The sequence below is a fragment of the bacterium genome (assembly GCA_021158245.1).
Lineage (GTDB): Bacteria > Zhuqueibacterota > QNDG01 > QNDG01 > QNDG01 > QNDG01.
The window spans coordinates 1-7,589 of the sequence record JAGGVB010000199.1 but is presented as its reverse complement, the minus strand read 5'-3'; the positions used below and the strand labels follow the sequence as shown (position 1 = coordinate 7,589).

Below are 7,589 nucleotides of genomic sequence, written 5' to 3'. Positions count from 1 at the left end.
TGGGTGTATGAAGAGATTATGCTTTTTTTAAGAGCTATGCGTACAGCTCTTAATTACAGGTTGTTTTCCGAGATGGTGGGAACGGATCTTGAGAGATCAGAGCAGATTCAGAAGAGCCTGCTGCCGAAATTTCCGCCGAAAATAAAAGGCTATCTTATTGCCGGAAGATCACAGCCTGCTGATTTGGTAGGAGGTGATTTTTTTGAGTATTTCCAGTTTGACCAGCAGGATTTTGGTTTTGCTGTAGGTGATGCAAGCGGCCACGGCCTGCCTGCAGCACTTCTTGTCAGGGATGTTGTTATAGGCCTCCGTATGGGGCTTGAGAGGAATATGCGCCTTGTGTACACTATCAAGAGGCTGAACAGAGTAATACAACAGAGCACATTTTCCACTAATTTTGTATCTCTTTTCATCGGAGAAATTGAACAGGACGGGCACCTGTTCTATGCAAATGCAGGACATCCTGCCCCCTTTGTATTGGACGGGAATAAATTTCATGATCTGGACGCAACAGGCATAACTCTGGGATTTTTACCTTCAATAGATCTTCAGCGTGCATATTTTAGATTAAATCCTGGTTCAATTCTTGTTGCGTACAGTGACGGGATTGTTGAGCGCCATAAAAACGAGGAAGATCAGTTTGGTACTGACAGGCTTAAGGCACTTGTAAAGAAAAACAGAGATAAGAGCCCATCAGAAATAATAGATGTTATCTATAAAAGCGTTTTTGATTTCGGGAAGAAAAAGCAGTGGGAAGATGATGCAACTGTTGTAGTTGTAAAACGTCTTGAAATTGAAGAGTAATAGCTGTGAATGATGATAATATTAATAAGGACAGTCAGTTAGGCCTGTTTTCATTTCAAGAGCCGGTTATACACTATTTTGATAAAAATGGTGCTTTAAGGTCCGGGTATCTTGTAAGGTGGATTAAGAAGGGAAAGAAAAAAGGACTGCCTGTTGTACGTGAATCCAATGGGAAATATTACGTACCGGGAAAAATAAGAAATGTTGAGTACAAGTATAAAGATAAAGATTCATAATTCTGAATAGAGTAGATTTATCAGGTTGTTAATTATCATTCAATTTGCATATCCTGCTGCTTGAATTTGACATTATTATTCATTACATTACAAAGATAAGAGTGTATATGAAATCAGGGATTACTGAATGAGCATTGAAAATATTGCAGATGTTTATTTTTATCCATTTTCAGATGGTATGTCTGCTTCAGAAAAGAAGGAAGCTTTTGACTATTTAATTGAACGCGCAGGCCTTGTTAAAATAATCGGGAAAAACGACCTTACAGCTATTAAAATTCATTTCGGAGAAAAAAAGAACAGCACTCACATTCCGCCGTTTTATGTGAGGCCATTATCTGAAAGAATAAAACAGTACGGCGGAAAACCTTTTTTAACTGATACCTGTGTTCTTTATAAAAGCCAGCGTGATAACAGTGTAGATCACTTGATGCTTGCTCACGAGCATGGATTTACAATTGAAGCCACAGGAGCGCCTGTAATTATTGCAGACGGGCTTGTGGGTAATCTTGAAAGAGAAGTAAAAATTAACAGCCGGATTTATGAGGAAGTTTCAATTGCTGCATCTGCACGGGAAGCAAATGCTATTGTTGTTATGACTCATGTTACAGGACATATGGCAGCTGGGATGGGAGCTGCAATAAAAAATATAGGCATGGGTTTTGCAAGTAGAAAGGGCAAACTTAAACAGCATTCTGCAATGAAGCCGAAGATAAAGCATAAATTCTGTACAGGTTGCGGAGTTTGTGTTGAATGGTGCCCTGTAGATTGTATAACTATGTCTGACGGTAAGGCAACGATAAACAGAGAGGAATGTATAGGATGCGGTGAATGTCTTGCGGTTTGCAGATTCGGAGCAGTCAGGCATGATTGGGCAGTAGAAGATAAGGAACTGCAGAGACGCATGGCTGAACATGCGCTTGGAGTTGTTAAAGGGAAAGAAGATAAGATACTGTTTGTAAGTTTTTTAATTAATATAACAAAAGATTGTGATTGCATGGATTTTAAGCAGGAACCCTTAATTCCGGATATAGGCATTATTGCAGGGCATGACCCTGTTTCAGTTGATCTGGCAAGCCTTGATTTGATTTTAGAAAAAACAGGGAAAACGCTTAGATATCTTACATTTCCTGATATCGATCCGATGGAGCAGATAAATTACGGCGAAAGGATAGGACTTGGGAAAAAACAATACAACCTGGTTGATTTATCAAAGTGATCGGGGGTTATTTTGGTAGTTATTTTTGATCCTATCGGAGTGATTCACACTCCATTTAAAAAGCCGGCTGTCATGCCGGCCCAGGGTGCATTAAGCCCTGAAACAGAAGGCCACGTAACAGTGTACCCGAGGTTTGCCGAAGGATTAAAGGATGTTGAGGGATTTTCACATCTGATACTTATCTACTATTTTCACAGAGTGGATAATTATACCTTGATTTCCAGGCCTTACAATGACAATACTCCTCGCGGGATTTTTGCAATCAGAGGTCCGAGGAGGCCTAATCCTGTAGGTATGACTGTTGTAAAACTTCTCGGAAGGGAAGAAAATATTCTTAGAATCAGTGGAATTGATATGGTTGACGGAACGCCACTTCTTGATATTAAACCATATTTTCCTGATATTGATTCTCATCAGGCTGACAGGCTTGGGTGGAGTGAAGGGAAAAAATAAACTGAATTTAAGATTTACATGAATGTTTGATTAGGAGGAATTTTGGGAGGAGAAGCTGAAATCCTGAAGAAGAGTGAAAAATTTTCAGGCAGAAAAGGGCCGCTCGTTGTTGTAATTATGGACGGTGTCGGTATATCTGACAATAATGCGGGAAATGCAGTTAAAAGTGCACATAAACCTGTGCTGGATTTTCTATTTTCAAATTATGCAAACAGGCTTCTTAAAGCACATGGAAAAGCAGTAGGCCTGCCTTCTGATAAAGATATGGGAAATTCTGAAGTAGGGCATAATGCTATCGGAGCTGGAAGAGTTTTCTCACAGGGAGCCAAACTTGTAAATGAAGCTGTTAAAACAGGAGCTTTGTGGAAGGGTGAAGTGTGGAAAAAGTTAATTTCAAACTGTGTATCAAATAATACAACTCTGCATTTTATCGGATTGTTTTCTGACGGAAATGTTCACAGCCACATTGATCATTTAAAAGCAATGATTGAAAATGCAGTAAAAGAGGGCGTGAAACGAATAAGAATACACACTCTTTTAGACGGACGTGATGTTGGGGAACTTTCAGCACTTGATTATGTTCTTCCTTTTGAGGAATACCTGAAAAAAGTCAATCAAACCGGAGCTGACTGCAGAATTGCAAGCGGCGGCGGCAGAATGAAAGTAACTATGGACAGGTATGAAGCGGACTGGAACATCGTTAAAATCGGATGGGAAGCGCATGTTCACGGAAATGGCGAGATGTTTTCCTCAGCAGAAGAAGCAATTGAATCATTGAGGAAAAAACAGCCCGGAATAACAGATCAGTTTCTGCCTGTTTTTGTAATTGCAGATAATGATAAACCGATCGGTAATATTGAAGATGGGGACTCTGTCATATTCTTTAATTTTAGAGGAGACAGAGCAATTGAGATAAGCAGGGCTTTTGATGAAAAAGATTTCTCCGGATTTGACAGGGGAAGAGTCCCCAAAGTTGAGTATGCAGGTATGATGGAGTATGACGGAGATCTGCATATCCCGAAACAATTTCTTGTTACGCCTCCGGCCATAGATCGTACAATGGGCGAGCTTATGGCAAATACGGGAATAACCCAGCTTGCATGCAGTGAAACGCAGAAGTACGGCCATGTTACATATTTCTGGAACGGAAACAGAAGCGGCAAGTTTAATGATAAACTGGAAACTTACATTGAAGTGCCTTCGGATTTGATACCATTTGAAGAACGGCCATGGATGAAGAGTGCTGAGATTACTGATGCTGTAACAAAAGAATTGAAAACAGGAAAATACAGATTTGCAAGGCTTAACTATGCAAACGGCGATATGGTAGGCCATACAGGGAAATTTGATGCTGCTGTAATCGGAGTGGAAACAGTTGATCTTGCAATAGGCAGGCTACTGAAAACAATAAAAGAAATAGAAGGCATAGCAATAATAACGGCTGATCATGGGAATTCGGATGAAATGTTTGAACTGGATAAAGACGGCAATCCCAAATTGAAAGATGACGGAACATTTAAGCCGAAAACCAGCCATACTTTGAATCCTGTCCCTTTTATTATTTATGATCCGATGTTCAATAATGAATACAGATTAAGAGAAAATCCTGACGGAGGATTAAGCAATATTGCTGCAACTTGTATTGATCTGCTTGGATATGAACCTCCTGAAGATTATGACGAAAGTTTGATAGAATTTACCCATGAGTAGGCTGATACTGAAATTCAGAGAATCGCTTGTAAAAATATTTTATGAAGTCGGAAGTATTGCAAAACTTTTTGTTGATACCATAAGATTCGGATTTACAAGGCCTTATGAAATACATGAGTTGGTTTCGCAGATGGAAGATATCGGCGTAGGCTCTCTTTTTATTGTAGTTATATCTTCCTTTTTTGTGGGAATGGTGATGGCTGTTCAGGTTGCATATTCAGAAGCCAATTTTGCCGGAAGAGTTATGGTTGGCGTTGGTGTAGGCGTGGTTATTACAAAGGAATTTGGGCCTCTGTTAACAGCCCTTCTTGTCGGGGGCAGGGTTAGTGCAGGGATTACATCAGTTATAGGGAGTATGGTAGTTACAGAGCAGGTAGATGCAATAAGGCTTCTTGGCGCAAGCCCTGCAAAAAAACTTGTATTCCCGCGAGTCCTTGCATCGCTGCTGATGCTTCCTGTTTTAACAGCTATTGCAGATTTAGTGGGGATAGCAGGGGGGCTTGTTGTCAGTCTTCTTGATATAAAAATGACTTTTTTAACCTATTATTATCAAGTTATTCATTCTATCACGTTATCTGATTTTTTCGGCGGGATGTTAAAAGCTATGGTTTTTGCATTCTTTATATCTCTTATCGGCTGTTATAACGGCCTGAATGTAAAGGGCGGAGCCGAAGGTGTGGGACAGGCAACAACGAGGTCAGTAGTTGCAAGTTCAGTCAGTATAATGATAGCAGATTATTTTCTTACTAAACTCCTTTTAATTTTGTGAGGATATTGTGCCGCCATTTGTATTTTTTGATGAGGTTTATAAAGATTTTGACGGGCAGGAAGTACTTCGAGGGCTTACACTGCTGATTCGAAGAGGTGAAGCACTTGTTATTCTCGGTGGAAGCGGTACAGGGAAAACGGTCGCTTTAAAACATATTGTGGGATTAATATCACCGGATAGGGGAAGAGTGTTTGTAAATGGTGAGAATATCAGTGAATATAGTGAGAATCAGCTTATTCATATTAGAAAGAAGATTGGATTTTTGTTCCAGGGTGGAGCGCTTTTTGATTCTTTGTCAGTTTTTGATAATGTAGCTTTCCCGTTAAGAGAACACACAAATTTGTCTGAGAACGATATACATGACAAAGTAATTGAGAAGTTAAAGCTTGTAGGGCTTGAGAGTTCTGCTTTTAAAATGCCTTCCAATTTAAGCGGAGGTATGCAGAAAAGAGCTGCTCTTGCAAGGGCCATTGTAATGGAGCCTGAGGCGCTGCTTTATGATGAGCCGACTACAGGGCTTGATCCCATTACTACAAGATGGGTCAGCACTCTTATGAGAACCATTCATGAAAATTTAAAAATAACTTCTGTTATTGTAACCCATAATATTCAGAGCGCTATGACAGTGGCTGACAGAATAGCATTTTTGTACAGAGGAAGAATTAAATTTGTCGGCACTCCAAATGAAATACTTGAGTGCGGAGATCATATAGTTAATGAATTTTTAAGAAGTTAGGTTATCTATGAGACAAAAAAGAAATTATAGGAAAGAAGTACGTGTAGGCATTTTGATTACACTTGGTCTTGTGATTGTAATAGGTGCTGTTTTCTCAGTAGGAGGCGGAAAAGATTCTCTCTTTGGAAAAAAGGTGAAATATACCATATTTTTTGATTCTACAGGCGGCCTGTATAAAGGGGATCCTGTACTTTTAACCGGTGTCGAAGTGGGAAATGTTGTTGATATAAGTTTTCCTGAAAATATAAAAACCAGAAAAATCAAGGTTGTAATTGAAATATCCAAAAATGCTGCAAGACGTGTGCGTACAGATTCACGTGCAGTTATTGCGGCTGCAAGTATCGTGTATGGCAAGGTAATTGAGCTTTCAATGGGCGATCACGAAAATCCACCCATTCAACCAGGAGAAGAGATTAAAACAGGAACTTATTCAGGATTCGGGTCTCTTGTTTCATCAACTACCAGTGTTATGGATGATATGCGGGTACTTTTAAACAAGATTTCAAAGGGAGATGGTGCACTTGGCATGATAGTTAACGAGCAGTTAAAAGTTAAAGAGATGATGAATAATCTTAACCGCGCATCAGCTTCCCTTGCTGTGTTGCTGCACCGTGCACAGGAGGGAAAGGGGTCTATAGGAACTCTGCTCGCTGATTCTTCAAAAACCGATGAAACGATAAATGATATACAGGCTGCAGCAAAGAATCTGCGTGAAGTTTCTGAAAATCTAAAGAGTAAGAAAACATTGTTCGGCAAACTTGTAAATGACAAGGATTACGGCAAAAAGATCGCAGCAGACCTGGAACTTCTTATGCATTCTCTTGCAAATATAAGTACAAAAATGGATACCGGGAATGGAAGTGCTGCAATGTTAATAAATGACGGGAGGCTTTACAGAGGCATGGAAGACGTTGTGTTTGGTATTAAGAGAAGCAGTATTGCAACATGGTTTATAAGAAACAGAAGAAAAGCAGGAGAGAAGACCAGGCCTGTAACTCCATTCAAAAAGAATAACTAAGAGAAACCGGAGAATTTAAAATGATGAAAGCTATCCCGCAAATTGTAGTACTGCTTTTTTCCATTATTTTTCATGAAGTTGCACATGGAAAAGCAGCATTGATCAAAGGTGATACAACTGCCCGTGATGCAGGGAGATTAACGCTGAACCCCCTGCCTCATATTGATATTTTCGGTACGATTATTTTCCCTCTGATTCTCGTTATTATAAAATCTCCTGTTCTTTTCGGATGGGCGAAACCTGTACCTGTTAATCCGTTAAGATTAAAAGACATTAAAAAGGATATGGTTTTTGTAGGTGCTGCAGGCCCTGCAAGCAATATATTTCTTGCTGTGGTCTCAGGTATACTTTTCAGAATATTTTCTGCTGTTTTAAGCCCGGGAAGTGTTCTTTTGTATATGGCTTATTTTGCTGTTTATATCAATCTTGTACTTGCATTTTTTAATCTTGTTCCTATTCCTCCTCTTGACGGGTCGCGCATAGTAATGGGTTTTATGCCTGATGATATCGCTGTAAAATTCATGAAACTTGAGAGATTTGGTTTTATGATTATTTTCGGGCTTTTATTTCTTGGATTTTTTACTGCTGTTATTTTTCCTGTTGTAATTTTCTTCCTGAGGCTGTTGACAGGGATTGCAATTCATTGA

9 protein-coding genes are annotated in these 7,589 nt (G+C 39.5%); all 9 read left to right on the top strand.

Features of this window, described 5'->3' with window-relative positions; translation table 11 throughout:
• Window positions 1-804, top strand: an 804-nt coding sequence (locus tag J7K93_12045; protein ID MCD6117741.1) for a PP2C family protein-serine/threonine phosphatase, incomplete at its 5' end; no start/stop codon positions are given.
• A gap of 5 nt (window positions 805-809) precedes the next feature.
• Window positions 810-1,040, top strand: a complete 231-nt coding sequence (locus J7K93_12040) for a hypothetical protein (GenBank protein MCD6117740.1) — start codon at window positions 810-812, stop codon at window positions 1,038-1,040.
• 127 nt (window positions 1,041-1,167) lie between these two features.
• Window positions 1,168-2,256 (top strand): DUF362 domain-containing protein, encoded by a 1,089-nt coding sequence (locus J7K93_12035; protein MCD6117739.1) that lies wholly within the window; start codon window positions 1,168-1,170, stop codon window positions 2,254-2,256.
• 9 nt (window positions 2,257-2,265) lie between these two features.
• Window positions 2,266-2,709, top strand: a complete 444-nt coding sequence (tsaA, locus tag J7K93_12030) for a tRNA (N6-threonylcarbamoyladenosine(37)-N6)-methyltransferase TrmO (GenBank protein MCD6117738.1) — start codon at window positions 2,266-2,268, stop codon at window positions 2,707-2,709.
• A 42-nt stretch (window positions 2,710-2,751) separates the two neighbouring features.
• A complete protein-coding gene (locus tag J7K93_12025) occupies window positions 2,752-4,419 on the top strand; it encodes a 2,3-bisphosphoglycerate-independent phosphoglycerate mutase (protein MCD6117737.1) in 1,668 nt (555 codons plus the stop codon).
• Window positions 4,412-5,188: an ABC transporter permease gene (locus J7K93_12020; GenBank protein ID MCD6117736.1), complete on the top strand. Its 777-nt coding sequence runs from the start codon at window positions 4,412-4,414 to the stop codon at window positions 5,186-5,188. The genes J7K93_12025 and J7K93_12020 overlap by 8 nt, the downstream gene beginning before the upstream one ends.
• 4 nt (window positions 5,189-5,192) lie before the next feature.
• Window positions 5,193-5,924: an ABC transporter ATP-binding protein gene (locus tag J7K93_12015; protein MCD6117735.1), complete on the top strand. Its 732-nt coding sequence runs from the start codon at window positions 5,193-5,195 to the stop codon at window positions 5,922-5,924.
• Window positions 5,925-5,931: 7 nt separating this feature from the next.
• Entirely contained in the window at window positions 5,932-6,942 is a 1,011-nt protein-coding gene (locus tag J7K93_12010) for an MCE family protein (protein MCD6117734.1), read from the top strand.
• Window positions 6,943-6,962: 20 nt separating this feature from the next.
• Entirely contained in the window at window positions 6,963-7,589 is a 627-nt protein-coding gene (locus J7K93_12005) for a site-2 protease family protein (GenBank protein ID MCD6117733.1), read from the top strand.

Coding starts and splice junctions, on each gene's coding strand:
- J7K93_12035 (MCD6117739.1), top strand. CDS start 1,168: ATGAGCATTGAAAATATTGCAGATGTTTATTTTTATCCATTTTCAGAT.
- J7K93_12020 (MCD6117736.1), top strand. CDS start 4,412: ATGAGTAGGCTGATACTGAAATTCAGAGAATCGCTTGTAAAAATATTT.
- J7K93_12010 (MCD6117734.1), top strand. CDS start 5,932: ATGAGACAAAAAAGAAATTATAGGAAAGAAGTACGTGTAGGCATTTTG.
- J7K93_12005 (MCD6117733.1), top strand. CDS start 6,963: ATGATGAAAGCTATCCCGCAAATTGTAGTACTGCTTTTTTCCATTATT.